At 67.0% G+C, this 25,211-nt stretch carries 26 protein-coding genes and 1 tRNA gene; 20 read left to right on the top strand and 7 right to left on the bottom strand.

What is annotated here, in order from left to right; genetic code table 11:
• Nucleotides 1-14 precede the first annotated feature (14 nt).
• From FKV25_RS00815 to FKV25_RS00785, 7 genes are all read left to right on the top strand, one after another.
• Nucleotides 15-953 carry a lytic transglycosylase domain-containing protein gene (locus FKV25_RS00815; RefSeq protein WP_141516918.1) on the top strand — a complete coding sequence of 313 codons (939 nt, stop codon included), beginning with the start codon at nucleotides 15-17 and terminating at the stop codon, nucleotides 951-953.
• Between the two features lie 207 nt (nucleotides 954-1,160).
• Nucleotides 1,161-1,793, top strand: a complete 633-nt coding sequence (petA, locus tag FKV25_RS00810; RefSeq protein ID WP_141516882.1) for a ubiquinol-cytochrome c reductase iron-sulfur subunit — start codon at nucleotides 1,161-1,163, stop codon at nucleotides 1,791-1,793.
• Between the two features lie 3 nt (nucleotides 1,794-1,796).
• The gene (locus FKV25_RS00805; protein ID WP_141516881.1) at nucleotides 1,797-3,056 is read left to right on the top strand and encodes a cytochrome b; all 1,260 of its coding nucleotides are present in this window, start codon (nucleotides 1,797-1,799) and stop codon (nucleotides 3,054-3,056) included.
• 40 nt (nucleotides 3,057-3,096) lie between these two features.
• Nucleotides 3,097-3,849, top strand: coding sequence for a cytochrome c1 (locus tag FKV25_RS00800; protein WP_141516917.1), 753 nt, complete (start codon nucleotides 3,097-3,099; stop codon nucleotides 3,847-3,849).
• 178 nt (nucleotides 3,850-4,027) lie between these two features.
• A complete protein-coding gene (locus FKV25_RS00795) occupies nucleotides 4,028-4,663 on the top strand; it encodes a glutathione S-transferase N-terminal domain-containing protein (protein WP_141516880.1) in 636 nt (211 codons plus the stop codon).
• 96 nt (nucleotides 4,664-4,759) lie between these two features.
• Nucleotides 4,760-5,074: a hypothetical protein gene (locus FKV25_RS00790; protein ID WP_170218452.1), complete on the top strand. Its 315-nt coding sequence runs from the start codon at nucleotides 4,760-4,762 to the stop codon at nucleotides 5,072-5,074.
• A gap of 136 nt (nucleotides 5,075-5,210) precedes the next feature.
• On the top strand, nucleotides 5,211-5,726 hold the full coding sequence (locus tag FKV25_RS00785) for a ClpXP protease specificity-enhancing factor (RefSeq protein ID WP_141516879.1): 516 nt from the start codon (nucleotides 5,211-5,213) through the stop codon (nucleotides 5,724-5,726).
• A 14-nt stretch (nucleotides 5,727-5,740) separates the two neighbouring features.
• On the opposite strand, the gene FKV25_RS00780 is transcribed toward FKV25_RS00785, so the two are convergent.
• From FKV25_RS00780 to FKV25_RS00770, 3 genes are read right to left on the bottom strand one after another with little or no spacing between them, the layout of a single operon-like run.
• Nucleotides 5,741-6,064 (bottom strand): DUF3301 domain-containing protein, encoded by a 324-nt coding sequence (locus FKV25_RS00780; RefSeq protein ID WP_141516878.1) that lies wholly within the window; start codon nucleotides 6,062-6,064, stop codon nucleotides 5,741-5,743.
• 12 nt (nucleotides 6,065-6,076) lie between these two features.
• Entirely contained in the window at nucleotides 6,077-6,949 is an 873-nt protein-coding gene (nadC, locus tag FKV25_RS00775) for a carboxylating nicotinate-nucleotide diphosphorylase (RefSeq protein ID WP_141516877.1), read from the bottom strand.
• A complete protein-coding gene (locus FKV25_RS00770) occupies nucleotides 6,946-7,215 on the bottom strand; it encodes a Trm112 family protein (RefSeq protein WP_141516876.1) in 270 nt (89 codons plus the stop codon). The genes nadC and FKV25_RS00770 overlap by 4 nt, the downstream gene beginning before the upstream one ends.
• Nucleotides 7,216-7,317: 102 nt before the next feature.
• On the opposite strand from FKV25_RS00770, the gene purE reads away from it, so the two are divergent.
• Together purE and FKV25_RS00760 are read left to right on the top strand one after the other, a co-directional pair.
• A complete protein-coding gene (gene purE, locus FKV25_RS00765) occupies nucleotides 7,318-7,833 on the top strand; it encodes a 5-(carboxyamino)imidazole ribonucleotide mutase (protein ID WP_141516875.1) in 516 nt (171 codons plus the stop codon).
• An 11-nt stretch (nucleotides 7,834-7,844) separates the two neighbouring features.
• Nucleotides 7,845-8,984 (top strand): 5-(carboxyamino)imidazole ribonucleotide synthase, encoded by a 1,140-nt coding sequence (locus FKV25_RS00760; RefSeq protein WP_141516915.1) that lies wholly within the window; start codon nucleotides 7,845-7,847, stop codon nucleotides 8,982-8,984.
• An 84-nt stretch (nucleotides 8,985-9,068) separates the two neighbouring features.
• Here FKV25_RS00760 and sodB read toward each other — a convergent pair whose 3' ends face one another.
• On the bottom strand, nucleotides 9,069-9,647 hold the full coding sequence (sodB, locus tag FKV25_RS00755) for a superoxide dismutase [Fe] (RefSeq protein WP_141516874.1): 579 nt from the start codon (nucleotides 9,645-9,647) through the stop codon (nucleotides 9,069-9,071).
• A 209-nt stretch (nucleotides 9,648-9,856) separates the two neighbouring features.
• On the opposite strand from sodB, the gene grxD reads away from it, so the two are divergent.
• The 5 genes from grxD (at nucleotide 9,857) to ppnN (ending at nucleotide 16,474) form a co-directional block, all read left to right on the top strand.
• Nucleotides 9,857-10,177: a Grx4 family monothiol glutaredoxin gene (grxD, locus tag FKV25_RS00750; RefSeq protein WP_141516873.1), complete on the top strand. Its 321-nt coding sequence runs from the start codon at nucleotides 9,857-9,859 to the stop codon at nucleotides 10,175-10,177.
• Nucleotides 10,174-10,923: an SDR family NAD(P)-dependent oxidoreductase gene (locus FKV25_RS00745; RefSeq protein ID WP_246071806.1), complete on the top strand. Its 750-nt coding sequence runs from the start codon at nucleotides 10,174-10,176 to the stop codon at nucleotides 10,921-10,923. Before grxD ends, FKV25_RS00745 begins: the two co-directional genes overlap by 4 nt.
• Nucleotides 10,920-11,516, top strand: a complete 597-nt coding sequence (locus FKV25_RS00740; protein ID WP_141516872.1) for a YhgN family NAAT transporter — start codon at nucleotides 10,920-10,922, stop codon at nucleotides 11,514-11,516. Before FKV25_RS00745 ends, FKV25_RS00740 begins: the two co-directional genes overlap by 4 nt.
• A gap of 231 nt (nucleotides 11,517-11,747) precedes the next feature.
• Nucleotides 11,748-14,972 (top strand): TonB-dependent receptor, encoded by a 3,225-nt coding sequence (locus FKV25_RS00735; RefSeq protein WP_141516871.1) that lies wholly within the window; start codon nucleotides 11,748-11,750, stop codon nucleotides 14,970-14,972.
• Between the two features lie 122 nt (nucleotides 14,973-15,094).
• Nucleotides 15,095-16,474 carry a nucleotide 5'-monophosphate nucleosidase PpnN gene (ppnN, locus tag FKV25_RS00730; protein WP_141516870.1) on the top strand — a complete coding sequence of 460 codons (1,380 nt, stop codon included), beginning with the start codon at nucleotides 15,095-15,097 and terminating at the stop codon, nucleotides 16,472-16,474.
• Between the two features lie 42 nt (nucleotides 16,475-16,516).
• On the opposite strand, the gene FKV25_RS00725 is transcribed toward ppnN, so the two are convergent.
• Nucleotides 16,517-17,545 (bottom strand): sensor histidine kinase, encoded by a 1,029-nt coding sequence (locus FKV25_RS00725; protein ID WP_141516869.1) that lies wholly within the window; start codon nucleotides 17,543-17,545, stop codon nucleotides 16,517-16,519.
• 168 nt (nucleotides 17,546-17,713) lie between these two features.
• Here FKV25_RS00725 and FKV25_RS00720 point away from each other — a divergent pair, with 168 nt between their 5' ends.
• The 6 genes from FKV25_RS00720 to FKV25_RS00695 are packed head-to-tail and all read left to right on the top strand — an operon-like array spanning nucleotide 17,714 to nucleotide 24,447.
• Nucleotides 17,714-18,310, top strand: a complete 597-nt coding sequence (locus FKV25_RS00720; RefSeq protein ID WP_141516868.1) for a GspH/FimT family pseudopilin — start codon at nucleotides 17,714-17,716, stop codon at nucleotides 18,308-18,310.
• Nucleotides 18,310-18,828 (top strand): type IV pilus modification protein PilV, encoded by a 519-nt coding sequence (pilV, locus tag FKV25_RS00715; RefSeq protein ID WP_425462592.1) that lies wholly within the window; start codon nucleotides 18,310-18,312, stop codon nucleotides 18,826-18,828. The genes FKV25_RS00720 and pilV overlap by 1 nt, the downstream gene beginning before the upstream one ends.
• Nucleotides 18,825-19,820, top strand: a complete 996-nt coding sequence (locus FKV25_RS00710) for a PilW family protein (protein ID WP_141516867.1) — start codon at nucleotides 18,825-18,827, stop codon at nucleotides 19,818-19,820. Before pilV ends, FKV25_RS00710 begins: the two co-directional genes overlap by 4 nt.
• Complete coding sequence (locus tag FKV25_RS00705) at nucleotides 19,817-20,383, top strand: pilus assembly PilX family protein (protein ID WP_141516866.1); 567 nt, start codon at nucleotides 19,817-19,819, stop codon at nucleotides 20,381-20,383. Before FKV25_RS00710 ends, FKV25_RS00705 begins: the two co-directional genes overlap by 4 nt.
• Nucleotides 20,380-23,964, top strand: a complete 3,585-nt coding sequence (locus FKV25_RS00700) for a pilus assembly protein (RefSeq protein ID WP_141516865.1) — start codon at nucleotides 20,380-20,382, stop codon at nucleotides 23,962-23,964. Before FKV25_RS00705 ends, FKV25_RS00700 begins: the two co-directional genes overlap by 4 nt.
• Nucleotides 23,965-23,967: 3 nt before the next feature.
• Nucleotides 23,968-24,447 (top strand): type IV pilin protein, encoded by a 480-nt coding sequence (locus FKV25_RS00695; protein WP_141516864.1) that lies wholly within the window; start codon nucleotides 23,968-23,970, stop codon nucleotides 24,445-24,447.
• A 76-nt stretch (nucleotides 24,448-24,523) separates the two neighbouring features.
• Here FKV25_RS00695 and FKV25_RS00690 read toward each other — a convergent pair.
• A tRNA-Asn gene (locus tag FKV25_RS00690) sits at nucleotides 24,524-24,600 on the bottom strand.
• Nucleotides 24,601-24,658: 58 nt separating this feature from the next.
• Nucleotides 24,659-25,192: a GspH/FimT family pseudopilin gene (locus FKV25_RS00685; RefSeq protein WP_141516912.1), complete on the bottom strand. Its 534-nt coding sequence runs from the start codon at nucleotides 25,190-25,192 to the stop codon at nucleotides 24,659-24,661.
• Nucleotides 25,193-25,211 lie beyond the last annotated feature (19 nt).

Here is a 25,211-nt window from a genome sequence, read left to right as displayed (position 1 = left end):
TGACACTCGCGCCCATGAAGGGGGGCTTCACACTACTGGGGATGATCTGCCTGCTCGCGGCCACGCCGGCCGTCGCGGGCACGATTTACCGTTGCGAAGGCGCCGACGGCGTCCCGAGCTATGTCAGCAAGAAGGTCGCCGGCGCCCGCTGCTCGGCGGTCACCAGCTACCGGCCGGGCCGCAGCGCGCCCTCGGTGCCGGTGACGACTTCCAGCCTCTCCCAGCCCTCGCGCCCGGCCACGGTGGGCAGTGCGACGCCCGCCAACCCGGTCGCCGGTTCCCCCGCATCGGGGACGGTCCAGGCCAGCGACAGTCCGGCGATGACCAACGCGGCCCCCATCCAGACCGTCAACCGGGGCTCGTCCGGCTCCCGCGTCGTGTCCGGCCAGGTGTACTCGTACATCAAGGACGGCGTCCGCCACTACACCAGCCGCAAGCCGGCCGGCGTGGCCAATGCCAGCGCGGTGCGGACCATCAAGTACAGCTTCATCGAGACCTGCTACGCCTGCTCGGCGAGCAGCGGCGTCAACTTCGGCTCGATCCGACTCAACACCGCGGCCTACAGCAACGAGATCGCGGCGGCGGCCCGCCGCCATGGCGTCGACGAGGCAATCGTGCGGGCGGTGATCCACGCCGAGTCGGCGTTCAACCCCAATGCACTCTCGCATGCCGGTGCCCAGGGGTTGATGCAGCTGATCCCCGCCACCGCCCGGCGTTTCGGGGTCAGCAATCCCTTCGACGCCAGCCAGAACATCGAAGGCGGCGTGCAGTACCTGGCGTGGCTGCTCAAGCGCTTCAACGGCGACCTGACCCTCGCCGCGGCCGGCTACAACGCCGGCGAGGGCGCGGTGGACAAGTACAACGGCGTCCCGCCCTACAGCGAAACCCAGCGCTACGTGCAGCGCGTGGGCGTGCTGGCCGAGCGCTACCGCGCGGCCACCCTGCAGCGCTGAAACCCCCTTGTCGTCGCGGGAAGGCCGTCGCAGCGGCCTTTGCGCCCGTCCGGGCGCGCGGCGGGAGCGTGACGGGCATCGCGGATGCATCCAAGGATTGTCGGCTCGTTAAGGCTTCCGTTACACTTTCCCGTCTTTATAAGCCGCGAGCCGTCGCCAGTGGCGCGCCCGCGGTGAACTTCGATATCAAGATTTGCGGAGTGCCGGATGGCCAACCAAGGGGTCAACGATCCTATCCATGAACCCGTCAACACCGGCCGCCGCCGGTTCCTGACGGCGACCACCGCCGTGGTCGGCGCCGTAGGCGCGGGTGTTGCGGCTGTGCCGTTCATCAAGTCCTGGAACCCCAGTGCGCGCGCCAAGCTGGCCGGCGCACCGGTGACCGCGGACATCACGGCGCTGCAGGAAGGCGAGCGCCTGGTGCTGGAATGGCGCGGGCAGCCGATCTGGATCGTCAAGCGGTCCAAGGCGATCCTCGAGGCGCTGCCGACCCTGGACAGCCACCTGCGCGACCCGATGTCGGAGAACCCCGAGCAGCAGCCGGCCTACGTGCTCGAGCAGGATCCCGAGCTGCGCTCGATCAAGCCCGAGGTCTCGGTGCTCGTCGGCCTGTGCACCCACCTGGGCTGTTCGCCCGAGATGAAGGCCGAGATCCGGCCCGAGCCGTTCGATCCGGAATGGAAGGGCGGTTACTTCTGCCCCTGCCACAAGTCGCGCTTCGACATGGCCGGCCGCGTGTTCGAGGGCGTCCCCGCCCCGACCAACCTGGTGGTGCCGCCGCACTACTACGAGAACGACACCACCATCGTCATCGGCGTCGATCCGCAGGGGGCCGCGTAAGCCATGTCCAACATCATCACCCGTACCGCCAACAACGTCTTCGACTGGGTCACCGCACGCGCGCCCGGCATGATGCCGGCCTACCGCAAGCACATGACCGAGTACTACGCGCCGAAGAACTTCAACCTCTGGTACTACTTCGGCTCGCTCGCGATCGTGGTGCTGGTCAACCAGATCCTGACCGGCATCTTCCTGACGATGCACTTCAAGCCGTCCGCGGCCGAGGCGTTCTCGTCGGTCGAGTACATCATGCGCGACGTGGAGTGGGGCTGGCTGATCCGCTACATGCACTCCACCGGTGCCTCGCTGTTCTTCATCGTGGTCTACCTGCACATGTTCCGCGGCCTGATGTACGGCTCGTACCAGAAGCCGCGCGAGCTGGTGTGGATCCTGGGCATGCTGATCTACCTGGTGCTGATGGCCGAGGCCTTCCTGGGCTACGTGCTGCCGTGGGGCCAGATGTCGTTCTGGGGCGCCAAGGTGATCATCTCGCTGTTCGGCGCGATCCCGGTGATCGGCGGCGGACTGGTCGAGTGGATCATGGGCGACTACCTGCCCGGCGACGCCACCCTCAACCGCTTCTTCGCGCTGCACGTCATCGCGCTGCCGCTGGTCCTGCTGCTGCTGGTCGTGCTGCACCTGGGCGCCCTGCACGAGGTGGGTTCGAACAACCCGGACGGCGTCGACATCAAGAAGGGCCCGAAGGGCAACCGCTGGGACGCGAACAAGCCGAAGGACGGCATCCCGTTCCACCCGTACTACACGGTCAAGGACCTGTTCGGCGTCGGCTTCTTCCTGATCATCGCCGCCTTCATCATCTTCTTCGCGCCGGCGTTCGGCGGCTGGTTCCTCGAGCACGACAACTTCGTCGAGGCCAACCGCCTGGTGACCCCGGAGCACATCAAGCCGGTCTGGTACTACACCCCGTACTACGCCATGTTGCGCGTCGTGCCGGACAAGCTGGGCGGCGTGGTCGTGATGTTCTCGGCGATCGCGATCCTGTTCCTGGTGCCGTGGCTGGACAAGGCCAAGGTCCGGTCGTACCGCTACCGGGGCGTCTTCTCCTGGGTGATGCTGCTGGCCTTCGCCTTCGCCTTCGTGTGGCTGGGCAAGATCGGCGCCGGCCCGGGCACCGATCCGGTCGAGACCATCGTCGGCCGCGTCCTGACCTTCTTCTACTTCGCTTTCTTCATCTCCATGCCGCTTTGGACCAAGCTCGACCGGACCAAGCCGGTGCCGGAACGGGTGACGATGCATGACTGACACCAACGCCAAGCACCGAACCGACCGAACCGACCGGACCATGACCATCGTGAAGAAGTTCACCCTGTCTCTTGCTGGCGTCCTCGTTGGCGCGCTGCTGGTTTCCGCCAGCGCCGCCGCCGCTTCGGGCGGCGCCGTCGAACAGGCCGGCACCGACCTGGGCGACCGTGCGTCCCTGCAGCGCGGCGCCCACCTGTACATGAACTACTGCTCGGGCTGCCACTCGCTCAAGTACCTGCGCTACTCGCGCATGGCCGAGGACCTGGGGCTCACCGAGGAAGAGGTGATGGAGAACCTCAACTTCACCGGCGCCAAGTTCGGCGAGCAGATCCAGGTGGCGATGACGGCCGAACACGCGAACGCCTGGTTCGGCAAGATGCCGCCGGACCTGAGCCTGATCGCCCGTTCGCGCGGCAGTGACTGGGTCTACACCTACCTGAAGTCGTTCTACCTCGACGAGTCGCGTCCGCTGGGCTGGAACAACAAGCTGTTCCCCAACGCCTCCATGCCGAACCCGCTGTGGGAGCTGCAGGGCCTGCAGCACGCCGAGTACGGCGAGCCCGACGAGAACGGCGAGCGCCACGTCACCGGCCTGAAGGTCACCGAGGCCGGCACGCTGGACACCGCCGGCTTCAACCAGGCGGCGCGCGACATCACTGCATTTCTCGAGTACGCCGGCGAGCCGGCCGCCCTCAAGCGCCACAGCCTTGGCGTCTGGGTGATCCTGTTCCTGACGGTGTTCACGCTGCTGGCCTGGGTGCTGAAGAAGGAATACTGGCGCGACGTGCACTGACCCGGGGGAACCGCCGGTGCGCCCTGGCCCCGGCCGGGCGCATCGCAGCCGTCGGGGGCTTTACTGACAGGCGGCGGGCAGGCAGTCTCGAGACCGTGGCGACCGACCACAAGGGGTGGGCGGCGTCTTGATGACGGGTGGGCGCGGCAGTGCCCGCCGGTCCCAGGAGAGGTCGATGATGGCGGCAAGTCCCCGTATGCGAAATGCCCTGACACTGTTTTCCTCGACCGACTGCGTCCTGTGCCATCGGGTCCGTCTGGTGCTGGCCGCCAAGGGTGTCACCTACGATCTGATCCCGGTGGACCCGCAGAACCCGCCGGAAGACCTGATCGACCTCAACCCCTACCACTCGGTGCCGACCCTGGTCGAGCGCGAACTGGTCCTGTACGCCGCCAGCGTGGTCAGCGAGTACCTCGACGAGCGCTACCCGCACCCGCCGCTGATGCCGGTCGACCCGCTGTCGCGCGCGCGGCTGCGACTGGCGATGCTGCGGCTGGAACACGACTGGGTGCCGCAGGTGCAGGCCATCCAGCTGGGCAACAAGGCCCAGGCCGATGCAGGGCGCAAGCGCCTGAAGGACCTGCTCACCGCCTCGGTCCCGCTGTTCAAGGCCAGCAAGTTCTTCCTGAACCCGGAAATGAGCCTCGCCGACTGCGCGATGGCGCCCATCGTCTGGCGCCTGCCGGCCCTGGGCGTTGCCTTGCCCAAGGACGCGAAGGCGATCGAGGACTACGGCAACCGCATCTTCCGCAGCCCCGGCTTCTCGCGCAGCCTGACCGAGGACGAGCGCAAGCTGAACGAATTGCCGGTCTGATCACACCGGCCCTGCGATGATCCGACGGGGCGTCGCATCGACGTCCCCGGCAGGCCTGCCTGCCGCGCTCCCCGTGCTGACGAAGGGGTAAGGATCATGAATACGCAGATGTGGCTGACCGGCCTGTCGTTGGCCGTCGTACTGGCGTTCGTGCCGGCCCATGCGGGCGTGCTCGACTCGCATTGCACGCCCGCCAAGGCCGCCAAGAGCGCCGCGGCCAAGGCGACGGTGGGCGTGGGCGGTCGTTGCGATGCCAAGGAAACCCTCAAGGACACCGCCGACGACGCCATTGACCTCGACCTGGATGCGGACGACGCGAAGGACACGCTCGAGGATGTCCGCGACAAGGCGGACGACGCCCACGACACGCTCGACGACGCCGTCCACGACCGGGGCGATCGCGACGACTGAGGTTCCGGGCCGATGCCCGCGCACCGGCCCGCCCCGTCCCTGGCATCGACAAGCGCCCCCCGGCCCTTCAAAGTAGCAGGGCCCGCGAGCGGGCGCGCGGCAACGTTTTTTCTCTGGACCCGGCAGTAGATGCGCAATGACTGATGACTCACCCGGCATGACCAGCCACCGCCCCTACCTGCTGAGGGCGCTGTACGAGTGGATCGCCGACAACGACATGACCCCGCACCTGCTGGTGGACGCCACCCGGCAGGGCGTGCGGGTGCCGTCCCACGCAGTCAGCGAGGGCAAGATCGTCCTGAATATCGCCCATCGCGCGGTGTCGCACCTGGAAATGGGCAACCACTCGATCGATTTCAGTGCGCGCTTTGGCGGCGTCAGCCAGGCCGTGTCGGTGCCGGTGAGCGCGGTGCTGGCGATCTATTCGCGGGAAACCGGCCAGGGCATGGCCCTGCCCGACGATTCGGCGATGGCGGGTAGCGGTGGCGACGCCGGCCCGGACGACGCCAGCGGCGACGCTGCCGGAGGCCCACCGTCACCCGCCCTGAGCGCGGTCCCCAGCGAGCGGGCACCGGAAGGTGATGGCGACGGCGACGACGATGGCCCGCCATCCGGACCGCGTCGCACCGGCCACCTGCGCGTGGTCAAGTAGGGCGGCGGCGCGCCTCAGTGCGTGGTGCGCCCGTCGGGCAGCGGTGGACCGCTGAACACGACGAGCCGGTCGCCTCGCAGCACCATCCGGCCAGTACGGCGGTCTTCGCCGTCCACCGAGTAGTCGAAGCGGAAACTCCGCTCCAGGCCGAGGTGCCCGTTCTCATGCCGGCACAGGCGCAGCCCGTGCGCGTGCACGGTCTGGTCCAGCCACTGCACGCCGGCCTTCCGGCAGGCCTCGCGTCCCAGGTGCTCGGCCTGCTCGGCCGCGGCGCGCGCGGCATTCCACCACGCATAACCGATGGCACCCAGCAGCATCAAAACGATCGCGGTCGGCATGCGGGTTCCAGGTCAATGCGGCGCGGGGCCGAGCTTGAGGGACAGGTCGATCGCGCGGACGTGCTTGGTCAGTCCGCCGATGGAAATGTAGTCGACGCCGTCCTCGGCGATGGCCCGCAGGCCCGCGAGGTCGACGCCGCCGGAGACCTCCAGGGGGATGCGGCCGGCGAACGGCGCGGCGCGCGCGATCGCCACCGCTTCGCGGCGCATCGTCGCCGTGAAATCATCGATCAGGATGCGGTCGCAACCTGCCTCGAGCGCCTCGCGCAGCTGGTCGATCGATTCGACTTCGACGATCAGCGGCAGGGCAGGGTGCATGGCGCGCGCGCCGTGGATCGCGGCCGTGATCGAGCCGGCGGCGCGCACGTGGTTCTCCTTGAGCATCACCTGGTCGTACAGGCCCATGCGGTGGTTGGCCCCGCCGCCGGTGCGCACGGCGTATTTCTGCGCCTGGCGCAGGCCCGGCAGGGTCTTGCGGGTGTCGAGGATGCGGGTGCCGGTGCCGCGCACCGCCTCGACATGGGCGGCAGTGACCGTCGCCGTGCCGCTCAGGGTCTGCATGAAGTTGAGCGATGCGCGCTCGGCGCTGACCAGGGCGCGGTTCCGCCCCTCCAGGGTCGCCAGTACCGTGCCGGCGCCCACCCGTTGGCCCTCCGCCACACGCCAGTCGATGCGCACGAGCGGATCCAGTGCCTGGTGGCAGGCGTCGAACCACGGTCGCCCGCAGACGACGGCCTCTTCCTTGCACAGCAGGTAGGCGACGTCCCCCGCGTCGGGGAGCAGGGCGGCGGTGACGTCGCCGCTGCCGATGTCCTCGGCCAGGGCCGCCGCCACGTCGGCCTGGACGGCTTCGATGGGCGGCGGCGCGACTTCCGTTGCGTTCATGCCGCGGCGAAGCCGGGAATGCCGTCGGTGGCGATGGCGTCCTCGGCAAGCAACACCGGGATGCCGTCGTCCACCCGGTACACCGTGCGGCGGTCGCGGGTGACCAGCGCCTGCGCCAGCGGCGCGGCCTGGGCGCTGCCGTCGCCGCGCAGGGCCGTGCCGGCCTCGACGGCGGCGTTCACGGCCTTCAGGCCCGCGTCGTCGAGGAGGGCGAGGGGCTGGCGTGTGGTCGGGCAGACCAGGAGGTCGAGCAGCTTGCGGTCCATGGCTTCACGTCGGTTCGGGAGGGAATGGGGCGGCAGGGCGGCGCTGAACTACTCTGGCCGTGCCAACCGGCCTAGAATACCGTTTTGACGTTGGGCCAAGCCATGACTGATAGCAAGGCCGCGACCGACGCCCAGCCGCTGGTGGGCATCGTGATGGGGTCGCGTTCGGACTGGGAGACCATGCAGCACGCCGCCGCGAAGCTCGAGGCGCTGGGCGTGCCGCACGAAGTACGCGTGGTGTCGGCGCACCGCACGCCGGACGTGCTGTTCGACTATGCCGCGACCGCACGGTCCCGCGGGCTGCGCGCGATCATCGCCGGGGCCGGCGGCGCCGCCCACCTGCCGGGCATGCTGGCCGCCAAGACGCCGGTGCCCGTGCTGGGCGTGCCGGTGCAGAGCAAGGCACTCAACGGCATGGACTCGCTGCTGTCGATCGTGCAGATGCCGGCCGGGATCCCGGTGGCGACCTTCGCGATCGGCAATGCCGGTGCCGCCAATGCCGCGCTGTTCGCCGCCGCGATGCTGGCGCCGACGCACCCGCCCATCGGCGAGGCGCTCGATGCCTTCCGCCGCAAGCAGACCGACGACGTCGCCGGCAACGACGATCCCCGCCAATGAGCGGCGACGCGATGACGACCGTGGGCATCCTCGGTGGCGGCCAGCTGGCGCGCATGCTGGCCCTGGCCGGTGCCCCGCTGGGGCTGCGCTTCAAGGTCATGGATACCTCGGCCGATGCCTGTGCCGGGCAGTTCGCGCCGATGGTCGTGGGCGACTACCGCGACGACGCCGCGTTGGCCGAGTTCGCTTCCAGCGTCGACGTGGCCACCTTCGACTTCGAGAACGTGCCCGCCGAATCGGCGCAATGGCTGGCCGAACGCATCCCGGTGTTCCCCAGCCCTCGTGCGCTGGCGGTGGCCCAGGACCGGCTCGCCGAGAAGACCCTCTTCCGCGAGCTCGGGATCCCGGTGCCGGACTTCGCGCCGATCGACAATCGCGAGGACCTCGACGCGGCGCTGGCGCGCGTCGGCGCGCCGTGCATCCTGAAAACGCGCCGCCTGGGCTACGACGGCAAGGGGCAGTTCCGCATCCGGTCGCTGGCCGACGCCGATGCCGCCTGGGCCGCGCTTGGCGAGCAGGCCGCCACCGTCGGCCTGATCCTGGAGGGCTTCGTGGCCTTCGACCGTGAACTCTCGGTGGTGGCCGTGCGCGGCCGCGACGGCGAGTTCCGCACCTGGCCGCTGACCGAGAACTGGCATGTCGATGGCGTGCTGTCGGCCAGCCTGGCGCCCGCCCTGGCCGACGACGTCCTCACCGCGACCGCGGTCGACTACGCCCGCGCGCTGGCCGACGCGCTCGACTATGTCGGCGTCTTCGCCCTCGAGCTGTTCAGTCGCGACGGGGAGTTGCTGGCCAACGAGCTGGCGCCGCGCGTCCACAATTCCGGCCACTGGAGCATCGAGGGGAGCGAGACCAGCCAGTTCCAGAACCACCTGCGCGCCGTGCTCGGCCTGCCTTTGGGCGACACGCGCATGGTCGGCCATGCGTGCATGCTCAACTGGATCGGCGCGATGCCCGATGCCGGCCCCGTGCTGGCCGAGCCGGGCGGCCACTGGCACGACTACGGCAAGTCGCCGCGCGAGGGTCGCAAGGTCGGCCACGCGACCTTGCGTGCCGACGGCGTGGCCGAGCTGGGCCATGCCCTGGAACGCGTCGGCCGCGCCCTGGGTCGCGAGCCGCAGGTCGCGCCGGTCATCGCCCGACTGGGCTGAGTCCGGCAGCCGCGTTGCCGCCCGCCAAAACGCAGGACGGCCGGGTTGCCCCGGCCGTCCTGGTGGTGCGTGTTCGCCGCCCGCTTACTTCATCTGCGAGGCGATGAACTCCCAGTTGACCAGGTTCCAGAACGCGTCCATGTACTTCGGGCGCGCGTTGCGGTAGTCGATGTAGTAGGCGTGCTCCCACACGTCGCAGGTCATCAGCGGGGTGTCCTCGCCGGTGAGCGGCGTGGCCGCATTGGAGGTGCTGACCAGGGCGACGGAACCGTCGGCGCGCTGCACCAGCCAGGCCCAGCCGGAACCGAAGGTGCCGACGGCGGTCTTGGTGAACTCGTCCTTGAACGTCGCGAAGTCGCCGAAGGCCTTGTTGATCGCCTCGGCCAGCTTGCCCGTGGGCTCGCCGCCACCGGCGGGGGACAGGCAGTTCCAGTAGAAGGTGTGGTTCCAGACCTGCGCCGCGTTGTTGAACATGCCGCCTTGCGACTTGCGGACGATCTCCTCCAGCGACAGGTCGGCGAACTCCGTGCCCTCGATCATCTTGTTGAGGTTGGTGACGTAGGTCTGGTGGTGCTTGCCGTAGTGGAAGTCGATCGTCTCGCCGGAGATGTGCGGTTCCAGCGCGGTGCGGTCGTAGGGCAGGGCAGGCAGTTCAATCGCCATGGGGGACTCCTTGTGGCTCGATTTGGTTGGCTGAAGGCGAACCCTGACGTGCCGGCGGCGGCCACGTCCAGGACTTCTTGAGGGATTACAATAGGGGCAGTCGGCGCCGGCGGGATCGGCCGCGAGCCTCTCGACTGACGCCCCATTCTATCCCCACCACGTGTTGGCGCACCGTCAAGCCGCGCAACAGCCCATTCCAGGAGTATCCGATGTCCGTGCTCGAACGGATCCAGGCCGAGGTCGAAGGCCACCCGGTCGTGTTGTTCATGAAGGGGACGCCGCAGTTCCCCATGTGCGGGTTCTCAAGTCGCGCGATACAGGCGCTGACCGAGGCCGGCGCGACGCAGTTGCACACCGTCAACGTGCTCGAAGACCCCGAGGTCCGCGCCAACCTGCCGCGTTTCTCCAACTGGCCGACCTTCCCGCAGCTGTTCATCCATGGTGAGCTGATCGGTGGCTGCGACATCACCGTCGAGCTGTTCGAGTCGGGGGAACTGGCACGCATGATCAGCGAGACGCAGGCATCGTGAGCGACGCATCGCCGCAGGCGCCCGACGCGGCCGCGCGCCTTGATGGCCGTGTCGTGCTGGTCACCGGCGCCCATGGCGGCCTGGGCAGCGCCGCCGCCCGGGCCTGCGCCGAGGCCGGTGCGACGGTCGTGCTGCTGGGTCGCAAGCTGCCCAAGCTCAACCGCGTGTACGACGCCGTGGCCGCCGTCGGGCCCGAGCCGCTCCTGTATCCCTTCGACCTGGAGGGCGCGGTGCCGGACGACCACGCCGAATTGGCGGCGCGGATCGAATCCGAACTCGGCCGGCTCGACGGGCTGTTGCACTGCGTCGCCGAGTTCCGCGGCCTCACCCCCTTGCCGCAGACCGACCCGGCGCAGCTCGCCCGCGCGATCCACGTCAACCTCACCGCGCCCTTGTGGCTCACCCAGGCTTGCCTGCCGGTGTTGTCGAAGGCTGCCGACGCGGCGGTTGTGTTCACGCTCGACGCGCCCGAGCGCGTCGGCGGGGCCTACTGGGGCGGCTACGGCCTGGCCCAGCACGGACTCGCGGCCGCGGTGGGCATGCTCCACCACGAGCTGATCGGTTCGAACGTCCGCGTCAGCGGCCTGCGCCCCGGCCCGATGCGCACGCCGCTGCGCTCGCGTGCCTATGCCGACGACAGCGACCCGCGCACGCGCGATCCGGCGGTCTACGCGCCGGCCTGCGTGACCCTTCTGTCGACGCGGGGCAGCGTGCACCGCGGCCACGTCTGGAGTCCCCCGGCATGACCATCGCATCGGCGGCGCTGTTGCTGTTCCTGATCCTCGACCCGCTCGGCAACATCCCGATCTTCCTGAGCCTGCTGCGCAGCCTGCCACCCAAACGGCAGCGCATCGTCCTGGCCCGGGAGCTGCTGATCGCGCTGGCGGTGCTGATGATGTTCCTGTGGGGCGGCAAGTACGCGCTGGAGCTGATGCACCTGCGCCAGGAATCGGTGTCCATCGCCGGTGGCATCGTGCTGTTCCTGATCGGCATACGCATGATCTTCCCGCGCCCGGAAGGCCTGATGGGCGAACTGCCCGACGGCGAGCCGTTCATCGTGCCCATGGCCATCCCCCTGGTGGCGGGACCCTCGGGGATGGCGGCGGTCATGCTGATGGGCAGCGACGACCCCACCCGGCTGGGCGACTGGAGCATCGCCCTGCTGATCGCCTGGGGCGCCACCGCGGCGATCCTGTTCTCGGCGACGCTGCTCTACAAGTTGCTGGGCGGACGGGCGCTGTCGGCCATCGAACGCCTGATGGGCATGCTGCTGGTGGCGATCTCCGTCCAGATGTTCCTCGACGGTCTGGGAACTTACCTGCAGATCGCTGCACCTTGACCGAAGTTGGTCGCGCGTGGCGCCCATGTCGCGGGGCATGGGCCAATTCGATGACTTTGTTCACGATACTGTAACGTAGGGATCGTAGCGTGTTAAAGTGCCGTTAACCCGGAGGGGCGCACTGCGCCAGCCGGGCTCTAGCGGATGCACTTTGCTGATCGATGCGGGCGAGGCTTTCCGCTGCAAGGAAGCGTTCGTCTGCCAGAACTCCACGTTACTCGAGGCCCCGCCATGACCCATCCGAACCGTGTCCGGCTGTCCAGGCTTACGCTTGGCCTGCTCGCCGTACTCGCCACCGCCCCTGTCTTCGCGCAGGCCACCTCCGCCGGCGTTGCCGGTCGTGTCGTGGCGGCCGACGGCCAGCCCGTCGCGGGCGCGCAAGTCACCATCACCCATGAAGAATCCGGCACCGTGAGCCGTGCCGTGACCGGCCCCGACGGTCGCTACAACGCCCGCGGCCTCCGCGTGGGCGGTCCGTATTCCGTGTCCATCAACGCGGCCGGCGAGGGCGTGGGTGGCCAGGAAGGGATCTACCTGAACCTGGACAAGGTCAACCAGGTCGACGTGACCCTGGCGGGCGATTCGGTTACTACGCTTGAGTCGGTGGAAGCGGTCGCCGGTGTCTACGGTTCGGAAGTCTTCAGTGCGACCAAGATGGGCGCAGGCTCGAACGTCACCCGCGAGCAGATCGACGCGTTCCCCTCGATCGAGCGCAACCTGCAGGACTACGCGCGCCTCGACCCGCGCGTCGCGCAGACCGACAAGTCGCGCAACGAAATCTCCATCGGCGGCCAGAATCCGCGTTACAACGCGATCCGCGTGGACGGCATCAGCACCAACGACGCCTTCGGCCTGGAGTCGAACGGACTGCCGACGCCGAAGCAGCCCTTCTCGATGGATACCATCCAGGAGATCTCGGTCGACGTCGCCAACTACGACGTCACCATCAATGGCGGCGTGGGCGGCGTCATCAACGCCGTCACCAAGTCCGGCACCAACGAGTTCCACGGCTCCGTCTACGGCACCTACCGCGACAACAGCATGGTGCGCGAGAACGAGGACGGCAGTGATTTCTCCGGCTTCGAGGACGACTTCCTCTACGGCGTGACCGTCGGCGGTCCGATCGTCAAGGACAAGCTGTTCTTCTTCTTCAACTACGAGAAGCAGGAGACCGGCGCCCCCGGTCCGACCTTCGGCCCCGTGGGCTCCGGCGCGTCCAACATCGTCGAGGACATTTCCGACACCGATATCCAGCGCGTCCGCCAGATCGCCCAGGGTTACGGGTTCGAGGCCGGCGAGTACGGCGTCGGCGGTGCCGACACGACGGCCGAGGAGTACGGCCTGAAGATCGACTGGAACATCAGCGACAACCATCGCGCCAACTTCCGGTACGGCACCACCGACCAGAGCATCGCCAACTTCCCGGGCTTCGGCAGCAACCAGATCGCGCTCAACACCTATTCGTACCAGCGTGACTTCGAGCTCGACACCTATACGGCCCAGCTGTTCAGCGACTGGACCGACGTGTTCTCCACCGAAGCCAAGGTGTCGTACCGCGACTATTCGGCCGTCCGTACCCCGCCCAGCGCGCTGCCCGCGATCGCCATCGACATCGGCGACGCCACGCTCAACTTCGGCACGGAAGAGAACACGCACGCCAACGTGCTGGAGACCGAGACCTGGAACGCCTTCTTCGCGGGCAACCTGTTCATCGGCGACCACACCCTGAAGTTCGGTGCCGAGTACGAGAAGAACGACATCTACAACCTGTTCGGTCGTCGCAGCAACGGCGTCTACTCGTTCGACAGCATCGACGACTTCGAGGCCGGCACCCCGAGCTTCTATCGCTACTACCATCCCCGCAACGGCAATCGCGACAACGCCGCCGCCGCGTGGGGCCTGGAGAACTGGGGCCTGTTCGTGCAGGACACCTGGGCCGTCAACTACAACCTCACGCTGAACTTCGGCCTGCGGTACGACGTGCCGGTCGTCGACGACGAGCCGCTGTACAACGCCGCTGCCGAAGCCGCCTTCGGCTACGACAACTCGGCCACGATCGATGGCAACGGGCTGATCCAGCCGCGCTTCGGCTTCAACTACACCTTCGACAGCGAGCGCCCGAGCCAGCTGCGTGGTGGCTTCGGCCTGTTCCAGGGCGCCGCCGCCAACGTGTGGCTGTCCAATCCCTTCACCAACACGGGCTTCGGCTACACCGACTACACCTTCTTCACGGGCCTGCCGGTGTCGCCGGCGATCGACTGCAACACGCCCGACGGCCGTTGCTTCGTCGCCGACCCGGACGGTCAGCTGGTCCTGGTCCCCGCGAATGCGTCGCAGGGCACCCAGTCGATCGATTTCGTCGATCCCGAGCTGGGCCAGCCCGCGGTGTGGAAGGCGAACCTGGCATTCGACGCCGAACTGCCGTGGCAGGGCATCGTCGGTGCGGCCGAGCTGGTCCTCACCCAGGTCAAGGAAGCGATCTACTACCAGCACCTGAACCTCGGCGCGCCCACCACGTATGGTCCGGACGGTCGCCCGATCTTCTGGAACGCCGCGGGCCTGGACCCGAACAACTGGAACCAGTCGGGCAACAGCTCCAACGGCGCGAGCGCTCGCGCCAATCGCGATCGCGCTTTCGGCGACGCCATCATCGCCCGACCCACCAGCAAAGGCGAGTCGCAACAGCTGACCCTGTCGTTGAACAAGCCGTTCAACGACAGCGACTGGATGTGGCAGCTGGCGTATACCTACACCAACGCCAACGACGTCAGCCCGTTGACCAGCTCCACCTCCGGCTCGCAGTGGGGCAACAACGTGTCCCTCGATCCGAACGCGGAAGTGACCGGGCGTTCCAGCTACGAGATCCGCGACCGCATCACGGCCGCAGTGACCTGGAAGCACGCCTTCTTCGGTGACTACAACACCAACGTGTCGATGTTCTACGAAGGCCGCAGCGGTCGCCCGTACAGCTACGTCTTCGACAACGACGCCAACGGCGACAACCGTTTCGGCAACGACCTGCTCTACATCCCGTCGGGCCCCGGCGACGTCATCTTCGGCAGCCCCGCCGAGGAAGCGGCGTTCTGGGACTTCGTCGCCGGCGACGAGTACCTGAGCTCGCATCGCGGCCAGCTCGCCGAGCGCAATGGCGCCACGTCGCCCTGGGTCAACCAGTTCGACCTGCGCATCTCCCAGGAACTCCCCGGCTTCTGGAGCGGCCACAAGTCCGAGATCTGGCTCGACGTCCTCAACGTCGGGAACCTGCTCAACAAGGACTGGGGACAGATCGAGGAAGTCGGCTTCCCGTTCGGTCGCGGCGTCGTCGAGTACGGCGGCATCGATGCGGCGACGGGCAAGTACGTCTATCGCTTCAACAACCCGGACGAGCTGAGCGTCTACGACGACCGCGGCATCTCGCGCTGGTCGCTGCAGGTGGGTTTCCGCTACAAGTTCTGATCCCGGTGACAACCGGATCCAGAGCGACGGCCGGGGTGAATCCCCGGCCGTTTTTTTTGTGCGCCCTCCTGCGCTAGAGTCGGTGGGACGGACCAGACAAGAACAACGAAGAGAACACACCGATGAGCAAGCCCCCGCAGGATGCACTCCCCACCGTCAACGCGCGCATCCACCCCAGCGGTGCCCTCGACATCCTGTCCCGCGACGAGGTCGCCCGCCTGCGCGACGCTTCCACCGGCATGCACGACCTGCTGCGCCGCTGCGCCCTGGCCGTGCTGACCACCGGCAGCGTGTCCGACGATCCGCGCGCCGCCCAGGCGCAGTACGCGGACTTCGACATCCAGGTGCACCAGCAGGACCGCGGCCTGCGCATCGACCTGGCGAACGCGCCCGCGATGGCGTTCGTCGATGGCGAGATCATCCGCGGCGTGGCCGAACTGCTGTTCGCGGTCGTGCGCGACCTGGCTTTCACCGCGATCGAGCTGGGCGAGGCCTGCGGCCGCGACCTCAACACCAGCGCGGGCATCACCGACGGCGTCTTCGACCTGCTCCGCAACGCACGCATCCTGCAGCCCACCGATCCCCGCCTGGTGGTGTGCTGGGGCGGACACTCGATCTCGCGCGACGAGTACATCTACACCAAGCAGGTCGGCTACGAGCTGGGCCTGCGCGGGCTGGACATCTGCACCGGTTGCGGCCCGGGCGCGATGAAGGGACCGATGAAGGGCGCCAACATCGCGCACGCCAAGCAGCGGCGCGAGCACCCCCGCTACATCGGCGTGACCGAGCCGGGCATCATCGCCGCCGAGTCGCCCAACCCGATCGTCAACCACCTGGTGATCCTGCCCGACATCGAAAAGCGCCTGGAAGCCTTCGTCCGCATCGGCCACGGCATCATCGTGTTCCCCGGCGGCGTCGGCACCGCAGAGGAGATCCTGTACCTGCTGGGTATCCTGCTGCGCGAGGAGAACGCCGGCCTGCAGTTCCCGCTGATCTTCACCGGCCCCACCGCGTCGGCGGCGTACTTCGAGCAGATCGACCGCTTCCTGCGCCTGACGCTGGGCGAGGCGGCCACTTCGCGCTACGAGATCATCATCGCCGATCCGGCCGCGGTGGCCCGGCGGATGACCGCGGGCATCCGCAAGGTGCGCGAGCAGCGCATCGCCCAGAAGGACTCGTTCTTCTTCAACTGGTCGATCGACATCCCGCTGGAGTTCCAGCAGCCGTTCCGGCCCACCCACGAGGCGATGGCGGCGCTGGACCTGCACAAGGGCCGCAAGCCGCACGACCTGGCGGCCGACCTCCGCCGGGCGTTCTCGGGCATCGTCGCCGGCAACGTCAAGGAGGACGGCATGCGCCGCATCGATGCGCACGGGCCGTTCGAGATCCATGGCGACCCGGAGATGATGCAGTCGCTCGACGCATTGCTGCGTGCGTTCGTGGAGCAGAGGCGCATGAAGATCGACGGCGACTACCACCCCTGTTACCGCGTCGTGGCCTGAGGCCTCCCGCCAACCGCTCGACACCCGGGACCGGGCGAAGACTCAGCGCTCGCTGACCGGGAGGCGCACGGTGGCGACGTAGAGGTCGCCTTCCCGTGAGGTGGTGACGCTGCCCTTGCCCTGGGTGAGCGCCTCCACGCGTTCCTGCGCGGCATTGAGGCCGACGTTATGCCCGGGCCGGGCTTCACGGCTGCTGCCGGGCAAGGGGTTGCTGATGCGCACGATCACGCGCTCGTCCGACGTCGTGACCGCCACCTCGATCGTACCGCCCTTGGGCAGGCGCTCGATGCCGTGGCGGATCGCATTCTCGACCAGGGGCTGGATGGTGAGTGCCGGCACGGTGACGTCCGGCAGCGCACGGGGCAGCTTCCAGGTTACCTGCAGGCGCTCGCGGAACCGCAGGCCCTCGATTTCCAGATAGCGTCGAGCCAGGTCCAACTCGTCCTGCAGGGGAATCTGGTGCGGACCGGCGAGCGCGGCCCGGAACAGGTCCGCCAAGTCCAGCAGCAGCTGCTCCACCGCCTCGGGGCGCTGGTGTACCAGGGCTGCGCCGGTGTTGAGCGTGTTGAACAGGAAGTGCGGCCGGATGCGCGCCTGCAGCGCCTCGAGTTCGGCCTGCTTGGTGCGCAACGCCCATTGGCGCGCGCGCCAGTAGTTCTGGAACGCGGCAAGCCCGAGCATGCCCACTGTCAACGCCAGGCCGCTCAGGCGCAGGATCAGCGATCGCCAACCGCCGTGCGCCATCAGCCACAGGTCCTGCAGCAGGAACCACGCGCCTCCGCTGACCACCCAGGTGCTGGCCATCAGCGCGACCAGCGCGGCGTATGCAAGCTGCACCGGCGTCAGGCGGGCCAGTCTGCGGCGCGCCCAGTACAGCGTCGACATCGTCAGCAGGGATATCCACTGCAGCAGGATCGAGGTCAGGCCGAAGTACACCCATCGGTCCCCGCTGCCGCCAGGCGCGAGTGCCAGCACGACGGCCAGGCCTTCACCGGCGATCAGGACCCAGACCAGGGTCCTGGGCTGCCAGAGGGTGTCGAGCAGGGCCTGGGTCTCTTTGGGTCCGTTCATCTCACGCGATTGGTGGGCGGTTTCGGGGCGGGCGTCATCATGACAGCAGTCCAGCCTGTCTGTCCGTCTGCCGCTGGGCCCGGCGTGGGCTCCGCTGGTCGGATCCCGCTGGAGGCCGCAAAGGCGGCCCGTTAAGGTGGAGCATGTGGATTCTCATGGGGATACGGGATGCGGCACGCGAATGATCGACGACGGGGCGGGCTGGCAGGCCCGGCACGGGGCTTCACGCTCGTCGAGCTCATGATCACGGTGGTGGTGATGGGCGTACTGCTGGCGATCGGCGTGCCGAGCTTCCGTTATGTCCAGAACTCGGCCCGGATCAGCGCGCCTGCCAACGAGCTCGTCGCCAGCGTCCAGCTGGCGCGCGCCGAGGCGATCCGGCGGAACGGGCGCATGGCCCTGTGCAGCTCGTCCGATGGTGCCACCTGCGCCGCCGGCGGCGCATGGAATGGCTGGATCGTCTTCGCGGACGCCGACCGCAATGGCGCGGTGACGGCGGGCGAGGAAATCCTCCGCCGCCATGTCGTGGAGGCGCCGGTGGTGGTGGAGGCGAGCCCGGCCCTGGCCGACGGCGTGCTCACCTTCCGCTCCGATGGTTTCGCGCGTGATTCCGCCGGCGATCCCGTCACCGCGGCCATCGGCGTGTGCGTCGCGGCGACCATACCGACGGACAACGTCCGCAACGTCACCCTTGGTGCCGGCAGCCGGGCGTTCATCGAGCGCACCAGCGGTAACGGCGCCTGCGCCCAACCGGCCGACCCCTGATGAAGTACCCAACCAAGAACGCGGGACGCGCGCGATCCATCCAGACCATCATGAAGACATCTCCAAGACACGCGGCCGGAATGAGCCTGCTCGAAGTCATGATCGCGGTCCTGATCCTGGCCATCGGGCTGCTGGGCGTGGCTGCCTTGCAGGCCACCGCCCTGAAGAACAGCCAGGGCTCCCTTGCTCGCAGCCAAGCCATCATGGACAGCTACGCCATGATGGATTCCATCCGGGCGTCGATCCCGGTGGCGGCCATCAACGATCCCGTTGCCAAGGCCAACGCGATCGCGCTGTACGAAATGGCACGTACCTGCGTTGTGCCGGCGGCCGGGGCGAGCCTCGCGGAGAACGATCGCCGTGAATGGATCCAGACCATGCACTCGACGCTGGGGCAGGGGTCATGCGGGACCATCGATTGCGAGGACACGGTCTGCACCGTGACGGTCGAGTGGGACGAGTCGCGGACGACGGGCGGTGAGCAGAACTTCTCCATCAGCACGGTGAGCCAGCTATGAGCGCGCACGTCTTGAAAGTGGCACTGGCCCGTCGCCAGGCGGGCGTGACCCTGATTGAAATGATGGTTGCGATGTTGCTGGGGCTGCTCGTGGTCGGCGGTGCGATCAGCATGTTCATGGCCAATGGCCGGGTCTACAAGGCCACCGAGAGCCTTGGGCGTATCCAGGAAAATGGCCGCATCGGCTTCGAGTTGATGGCGCGCGATATCCGCGAAGCCGATGGCACGCCCTGCCGCCAACCCCAGACGCAGCCCGCGCTGCCGCAGTACGGCAAGATGCTCCCGATCGCCAATGTCCTGACCTCCGGCGCCTGGTGGGCGAACTGGGGGAGTGGCGTGCAGGGGTACGAGAACGGCGCCCTGGCGGGCAGCCTCGCCGGTACCGATGCCATCGAACTGCACTCGGCCAATACCAGCGCGGTGACGGTGCAATCGTTCGCCGGTGGCAACTTCGTCCTGAGCAGTGCCTTGCACGATATCGGCAGCAACGACGTGGTGCTGGCCTGTGACGGCAACCAGGGATCGATCTTCCAGGCCGGAACGGTCGCCGGGACCACCGTCCCCGTCGCCAGCGCCGGCAACTGCGGGACCAATCTGGGGCTCGGTGGCACATGCGGTTCGGTTCCTTATGCCTATGCGACCGCCACGAACGGACAGGCCAGCATTGCCCGCGTCCACGCCGTGCGCTGGTACGTGGCCCAGAATGCCCGGGGCGGTAACTCGCTCTGGTTGCAGGACATGGCAGCGGCGCCCACGGAAATCATCGACGGGGTACGTGATCTTGAATTGACCTACCTGTTGCCGGGCGCGGCTTCCTATGTGAACGCAACCGGTGTCGGCACCCGCTGGAAGGACGTCACCGCGGTGCGCATCGCGCTTGAGCTTGAGGGCCAACAGGGCAATCAGGAAGATCGCATCAAGGTCGGCACGGACGGGCAGGGTCTCCGCCGCCAGATCACCCATGTCGTCACCCTGCGGAACCGCAGCATATGATCAGTACACCCACTTCTTCCCGCATCGCCACCCGGCGCCGTCGTGGCCAGTCCGGCGTGGCGCTGATCGTCGTCCTCATCCTCCTGCTGATCATGACCCTTCTCGGGCTTGCCAGCCTGAGGGGTACCCTGCTCGAGGAAAGGATGGCCGCCAATCTTTTCGACCGGAGCCTGGGCTTCCAGGCAGCCGAAGCGGCGCTCCGCCAGGGGGAGGTGGTCGCGATGGGCCTGGCCTCGCCGCCCGCCGGCAATGCCTGTGCCGCGGGCGTTTGCGGGCCGCCGCTGAACGGCCTGAACCGGGCGCTGGGCAACGCCGACTGGGTCAATGCGACCGAGCTCGACGACAACACGCTCGCGGTCCCCAACGCCGCCGACCTCCAGTACATCGTCGAATACCTCGGCGAGTACAACACCACGCCAAAGTGCGACCTGATCACCGGCCCCAACGGGCGCCCGAAGGATCCGCTCTGCAAGGCCTACATGTATCGCGTCAGCTCGCGTTACGTGGCCCAGGGGCGCTCCAGCGTGATCCTGCAATCCATCGTACGTAGGCCGTCACCATGAGCAGGGACGAAAAGATGAACACTTCCAGGTCCGGTAGCGCCCGCAAGCGTTCCGTCGGTCAGCGATTGACGGCGCTCATGTGCGCATTCGCCACCACCATGCTGAGCTTCCCCAGCGCGGCGGCGCTCAACGTGCCTGCGGTGCCTCTGCAGGTCGGCACGCCGTTGCCGCCCAACATCATGTTGATCCTGGATGACTCGGGGTCCATGGAGTGGGATTTCATGCCGGGACCTTTCGCGACCAGTGCGAACGCGCTCGAGATCGCTACGAGTCCAGTTGCGTTCGGTCTGAGGACGTCGAGCCAGAACACGCTCTACTACGATCCGTCCATCGACTACGAGCCCTGGCTGAAGGACGACGGCACGCGCTACACCGGTGGACGTTCTTTGAACGCGGTGTATACGGACGTGGAAAGACTGACTAGTTCTACGGACCTGAGGGGCTATTTGCATCCTTATTACGTCCTCAGGTCGCCCACGCTGGACAAGGCCAACTCCGCCAATTACGACAGGTATACGATCGCGACGGTGAGTGGGGCCCAACGTGTCATAAAGGGCGGCGTGACGTCGCTCGCCTCCTGGTCGAATCGAACGATCTACGAGGGCGATAACGACTATACGATCACCGTGCCGAATGGAGCACAGGGCTTCGAGGTGATCACCCGGAATGGCTACAACAACAACGGATACGAAGTATCCGTCAGTATTCGGCGCAACAATACGACCTACTGTGCCAGCGATGCGGGAAGCAATAACGAGTACTGCTCGATTTCCTCCCCTCAGTCCGGGCAGTACACGGTCCGGGTGACGGCTCCATCCGGTGGCGGTGATCGATCCGTCCGGGGCGTAGACATCCAGGTCAACGTCCTGAGTGGCAACAATTTCACCACGCCAAATGGCCGTACCGAAGCCGCGGAAATTACCAATTATGCGACGTGGTACTCCTACTACCGAACCCGAATGAAGTCCGCCAAGGCAGGCGCCGGCGCGGCATTTGGGGACCTCAATGGCGGCAACTATCGGGTAGGTTTCACCACGATCTGGGGCCCCAATGCCGCCTCGCAAAATGAGGAATTCCTGATCAATGTCGGCTCCAACAATGGACTGTTTGAGAACAGGAACGGCTCTGTCAATCGGTCCACTTGGTTCAATCGTCTTTATGAAGCAAGGGCGACCAACGGCACCCCTTTGCAGAGTGCTCTCAATCGGATGGGCAGCTACTACAGTGACGATCTGTCGGGCTACTCGGGCGCGACAGGCCCCTACGGCCCTGAATCCACCCCACTTGCCTGTCGGCAGAACTTTTCAATCCTGACGACGGATGGCTATTGGAACAGCGGAGAAGTCGACAAGGGCAATTCCGACGGCCAGGACGGACCAACTTACGTGGACGAGGACGGCAACAGTTACGGCTACACCGCCTCGGCGCCCTATACCGACGGCAGGAGCAGGACCCTGGCGGACGTCGCCATGCATTACTGGAAGACGGACCTGATGCCCAACATGGACAATATCGTCCCGGCATCCACGTTGAATCCGGCTTTCTGGCAGCACATGGTCACGTTCGGCGTTTCGCTCGGCCTCAAGGGTACGCTTCCGCAGACCTCGGTTGCCGACGTGCTGCGCGACGGTGCGTCGGGTTTCAACTGGCCGGATCCGACCGACAACGAAGACGACCACCGAATCGACGACCTGTTGCATGCCGCGGTCAACGGTCACGGTGCGTTCGCCGCAGCCAGCAATCCGGTAGAGTTCGCGAATGCGCTGCGCTCGGCACTGGCCACGATTGACGAGCGCACCAGTTCGGGTTCGAACATCGCGTTCAACAGCTCGACGCTGACCAATGGCACCGTGTCGTATTCGTCCAATTTCGTCGCCGGACAGTGGACGGGTGACGTCATTGCGTACTCGACCGCCAGCAGCGGCGTCGTGACGCCTCCTCTTTGGAAGGCCTCGACGGGGATTCCCACCGGTTCGCGCAACATCCTCACCTACGGCGGCACCACGGGTACGCGCACCGGGACGACGGCCTTCCCGACCACCGCCCAGGAAACGGTGCTGACCACGCCGATTGCCAACTACATCAAGGGCAACCGGGCGGGCGAGGGTACGACCTACCGGGCGCGCAGCAGCCTCTTCGGCGACATCGTGAATTCTTCCCCGGTCTACGTCGAAAGCGGCACCGACAAGACGATCTACGTGGGTGCCAACGACGGCATGCTGCACGCGATCAATGCGGTGGATGGCACCGAGCGCTTCACGTACGTGCCCAGGCTGCTCGACATGTCGCGCCTCAAGGAACTCAGCCGCCGCGTCGACTTCGTTCACCAGTACTTCGTCGATGGCCCGGTGGTCGTGTCGACCCGCACGCAGACCCCTGGCAAGAACCTGCTGGTGGGCACGCTGGGCCGGGGTGGCCGGGGCGTCTATGGTCTTGATGTCACCAATCCGACCACCTTCGCCAGCACTGGCAGGTCGTGGGAGTACGCCGGCGACAACGACATGGGAATGGTCCTGGGCAAGCCCTTGATCGCCAAGGTCAACCTGAGCGGGACCGACACGATGGTGGCGATCGTCGGCAATGGCATCAATAGCCCGAACGGACGTTCCGCATTGTTCGTCATCAACCTCGAGACGGGCGCCCTGGTCCAGAAGATCGCCACGAACACCGAGGTCGACAATGGCCTGTCGATGCCTTCCGGCGTCGACGCCAATGGCGACGGCAGGATCGACACGGTCTATGCGGGCGACCTGCAAGGCAACGTCTGGCGCTTCGACCTGTCGGCGACCACCAGCTCGACCTGGAGCGCGTCGAGGCTGTTCACGGCCACGTACAGTGCGGACCCCACCCGGCGGCAGCCCATCACCGGTGGCATCACCGTTGCCTACAACCCTGCCACGTACAACCCCTGGGTGTTCTTCGGCACGGGGCGTTACATTCTGGAAACCGACCCGTCGGACGTGAGCGTCCAGACCTGGTATGGCATCGAGGACAGCGGTACGGCGGTCACCGGGCGCTCGGCGCTCAAGGAGCGCTCCATCGAGCTCGCCGGTGTGCTGGGAGGCAACCCGGTGCGCGCGTTCGGCGAGTCGGTGGCAGGAGACATGAACACGCTCAAGGGCTGGTACGTGGACCTGTTGACACCGCCCTCGGATACCGCGGAAGGCGAAAGGATGATCGGCGACCAGTTCGTGGTCTCGGGCAACGTCCTGGTGGCGTCGAGCATCATCCCGGTCAGTGACGGCTGCGATACCACGGGCCGGGGCTATCTGAACTTCATCGATGCCTTCACCGGTGGCGCGGTCGGCAGTCCCTTCATTGACGCCAACGGCGATGGCGTCATCGACGAGAACGATACCCTCGGCTCCGACACCGATGGCGATGGCACGAACGACGCCACCACGCCGGTGGGCTCGATCGACCTGGGCCTTGGCATGCCGACTGATCCGGGCGCCCTGATCGGGTCGGGGGGCGAGGCGGTCTTCTGCGCCAACGGCTCCACCGGTGCGCCGGGTTGCGTACCATTCGAATGGGGGCCGGGTTTCGGCCGTATCTCCTGGCGCGAAATTCTGAGGGACTGATCCATGGCGAAGATTTCTCGTTCCACCGTCCGCAACCGCAAACACGTCGCCCTGGGGCGACGCGTCGGGGCGGCGGGTTTTACCCTGATCGAACTGATGATCGCGGTCCTGGTGATCGCGGTGCTGGCGGCCATCGCCTATCCGGCGTACCAGAACCACACGATCAAGACCCGTCGGGCCACGGCCGGTGCCTGTGCGCTTGAGGCGTCCCAGTTCATGGAGCGCTTCTACACGACGAACCTGCGCTACGACCAGGACCAGGGGGGAACTGCCGTCGCCCTGCCCGCGTTGCAGTGCATGACCGACATGGGCGGGCAGTACGCGATCCAGCTGGCCGCCTCGACCGCGTCGACCTACAGCATCCGAGCGGTGCCGCAAGGTCGGCAGGCGACCAAGGACACCAAGTGCGGCACCTTGACGATCGACCACACGGGCCAGAAGACCGTCAGCGTTTCGGGTACGCCCGTGGCGGAATGCTGGTAGCACCGGCCCGCTGTCGGGCGGCAACAAAAAAGGGTCCGCGCATGCGGACCCTTTTCTGTTTCGATCTTCTTGAATCTGGCGCCCGAAGTTGGACTCGAACCAACGACCCCCTGATTAACAGTCAAGTGCTCTAACCAGCTGAGCTATTCGGGCGGGGACGTGAATTGTAAGGCCTCCAGAGCCGGGGTCAAGCCCTTCGCCGCCGACTCATTCACCCGGGGCAGGGCGTATGCCGGGACAGGTGCTCTATACGCGGCCGCCCGGCATTGTTGAGCACGAGGCGGCGGCGCGCGCCGTGCCGTCGGCCGCATAGTTCGACGGTCAGATTGTGGCCCGCGGACCAGCCCCTCGGGTTGAAGCGTACGTGGGTGCGATGATTGGAGCTCAGCACAGAGATGCCGTTTCCGGCGCCCTCCGAGGCCTCCAGGACGTCCGACGCGGCCACGGGGTTGGCCTGCTTTCCCGGGTCGGCATAGACGATCCAGCCCTCGTCCCAAATGCCATCCTGCGTGCATTGCGTTCCGTCCCGGCTGGGGCAGACCGTGACCGGATGCCCGCGTTTGATGGCGGCAATGCGGGCGAGGGCCAACGAGGTGGTGAGCCGATGGCTCGTCCCTGAGGCCTTGAATGACTCCAGCAAGCGGCCGAGCGGCGGCGAGGCCACTGCCAGCAGGGTGCCCAGCACCGCCATGATCGCCAGCAGCTCCATGAGGGTGAATCCGCGGTTCAGTGAGTTCCTGTCCATGCTTGCCTCCCGGGCCTTC

This window comes from Marilutibacter aestuarii (assembly GCF_006546775.1).
Classification (GTDB): domain Bacteria; phylum Pseudomonadota; class Gammaproteobacteria; order Xanthomonadales; family Xanthomonadaceae; genus Marilutibacter; species Marilutibacter aestuarii.
The sequence above is the reverse complement of the archived record's forward strand: the minus strand, read 5'-3'. Positions and strand labels throughout refer to the sequence as shown.

Excerpts from the sequence above, each read along its gene's own strand:
- FKV25_RS00795 (WP_141516880.1), top strand. The coding sequence starts at position 4,028 with ATGGCGGCAAGTCCCCGTATGCGAAATGCCCTGACACTGTTTTCCTCG.
- FKV25_RS00710 (WP_141516867.1), top strand. The coding sequence starts at position 18,825 with ATGAGCGCGCACGTCTTGAAAGTGGCACTGGCCCGTCGCCAGGCGGGC.
- FKV25_RS00760 (WP_141516915.1), top strand. The coding sequence starts at position 7,845 with ATGACGACCGTGGGCATCCTCGGTGGCGGCCAGCTGGCGCGCATGCTG.
- FKV25_RS00770 (WP_141516876.1), bottom strand. The coding sequence starts at position 7,215 with ATGGACCGCAAGCTGCTCGACCTCCTGGTCTGCCCGACCACACGCCAG.
- FKV25_RS00815 (WP_141516918.1), top strand. The coding sequence starts at position 15 with ATGAAGGGGGGCTTCACACTACTGGGGATGATCTGCCTGCTCGCGGCC.
- ppnN (WP_141516870.1), top strand. The coding sequence starts at position 15,095 with ATGAGCAAGCCCCCGCAGGATGCACTCCCCACCGTCAACGCGCGCATC.
- pilV (WP_425462592.1), top strand. The coding sequence starts at position 18,310 with ATGAAGTACCCAACCAAGAACGCGGGACGCGCGCGATCCATCCAGACC.
- FKV25_RS00805 (WP_141516881.1), top strand. The coding sequence starts at position 1,797 with ATGTCCAACATCATCACCCGTACCGCCAACAACGTCTTCGACTGGGTC.
- FKV25_RS00685 (WP_141516912.1), bottom strand. The coding sequence starts at position 25,192 with ATGGACAGGAACTCACTGAACCGCGGATTCACCCTCATGGAGCTGCTG.
- sodB (WP_141516874.1), bottom strand. The coding sequence starts at position 9,647 with ATGGCGATTGAACTGCCTGCCCTGCCCTACGACCGCACCGCGCTGGAA.
- FKV25_RS00700 (WP_141516865.1), top strand. The coding sequence starts at position 20,380 with ATGAGCAGGGACGAAAAGATGAACACTTCCAGGTCCGGTAGCGCCCGC.
- FKV25_RS00785 (WP_141516879.1), top strand. The coding sequence starts at position 5,211 with ATGACTGATGACTCACCCGGCATGACCAGCCACCGCCCCTACCTGCTG.
- FKV25_RS00725 (WP_141516869.1), bottom strand. The coding sequence starts at position 17,545 with ATGAACGGACCCAAAGAGACCCAGGCCCTGCTCGACACCCTCTGGCAG.
- FKV25_RS00800 (WP_141516917.1), top strand. The coding sequence starts at position 3,097 with ATGACCATCGTGAAGAAGTTCACCCTGTCTCTTGCTGGCGTCCTCGTT.
- FKV25_RS00790 (WP_170218452.1), top strand. The coding sequence starts at position 4,760 with ATGAATACGCAGATGTGGCTGACCGGCCTGTCGTTGGCCGTCGTACTG.
- grxD (WP_141516873.1), top strand. The coding sequence starts at position 9,857 with ATGTCCGTGCTCGAACGGATCCAGGCCGAGGTCGAAGGCCACCCGGTC.
- FKV25_RS00735 (WP_141516871.1), top strand. The coding sequence starts at position 11,748 with ATGACCCATCCGAACCGTGTCCGGCTGTCCAGGCTTACGCTTGGCCTG.
- purE (WP_141516875.1), top strand. The coding sequence starts at position 7,318 with ATGACTGATAGCAAGGCCGCGACCGACGCCCAGCCGCTGGTGGGCATC.
- FKV25_RS00705 (WP_141516866.1), top strand. The coding sequence starts at position 19,817 with ATGATCAGTACACCCACTTCTTCCCGCATCGCCACCCGGCGCCGTCGT.
- petA (WP_141516882.1), top strand. The coding sequence starts at position 1,161 with ATGGCCAACCAAGGGGTCAACGATCCTATCCATGAACCCGTCAACACC.
- FKV25_RS00780 (WP_141516878.1), bottom strand. The coding sequence starts at position 6,064 with ATGCCGACCGCGATCGTTTTGATGCTGCTGGGTGCCATCGGTTATGCG.
- nadC (WP_141516877.1), bottom strand. The coding sequence starts at position 6,949 with ATGAACGCAACGGAAGTCGCGCCGCCGCCCATCGAAGCCGTCCAGGCC.
- FKV25_RS00720 (WP_141516868.1), top strand. The coding sequence starts at position 17,714 with ATGCGGCACGCGAATGATCGACGACGGGGCGGGCTGGCAGGCCCGGCA.
- FKV25_RS00695 (WP_141516864.1), top strand. The coding sequence starts at position 23,968 with ATGGCGAAGATTTCTCGTTCCACCGTCCGCAACCGCAAACACGTCGCC.
- FKV25_RS00740 (WP_141516872.1), top strand. The coding sequence starts at position 10,920 with ATGACCATCGCATCGGCGGCGCTGTTGCTGTTCCTGATCCTCGACCCG.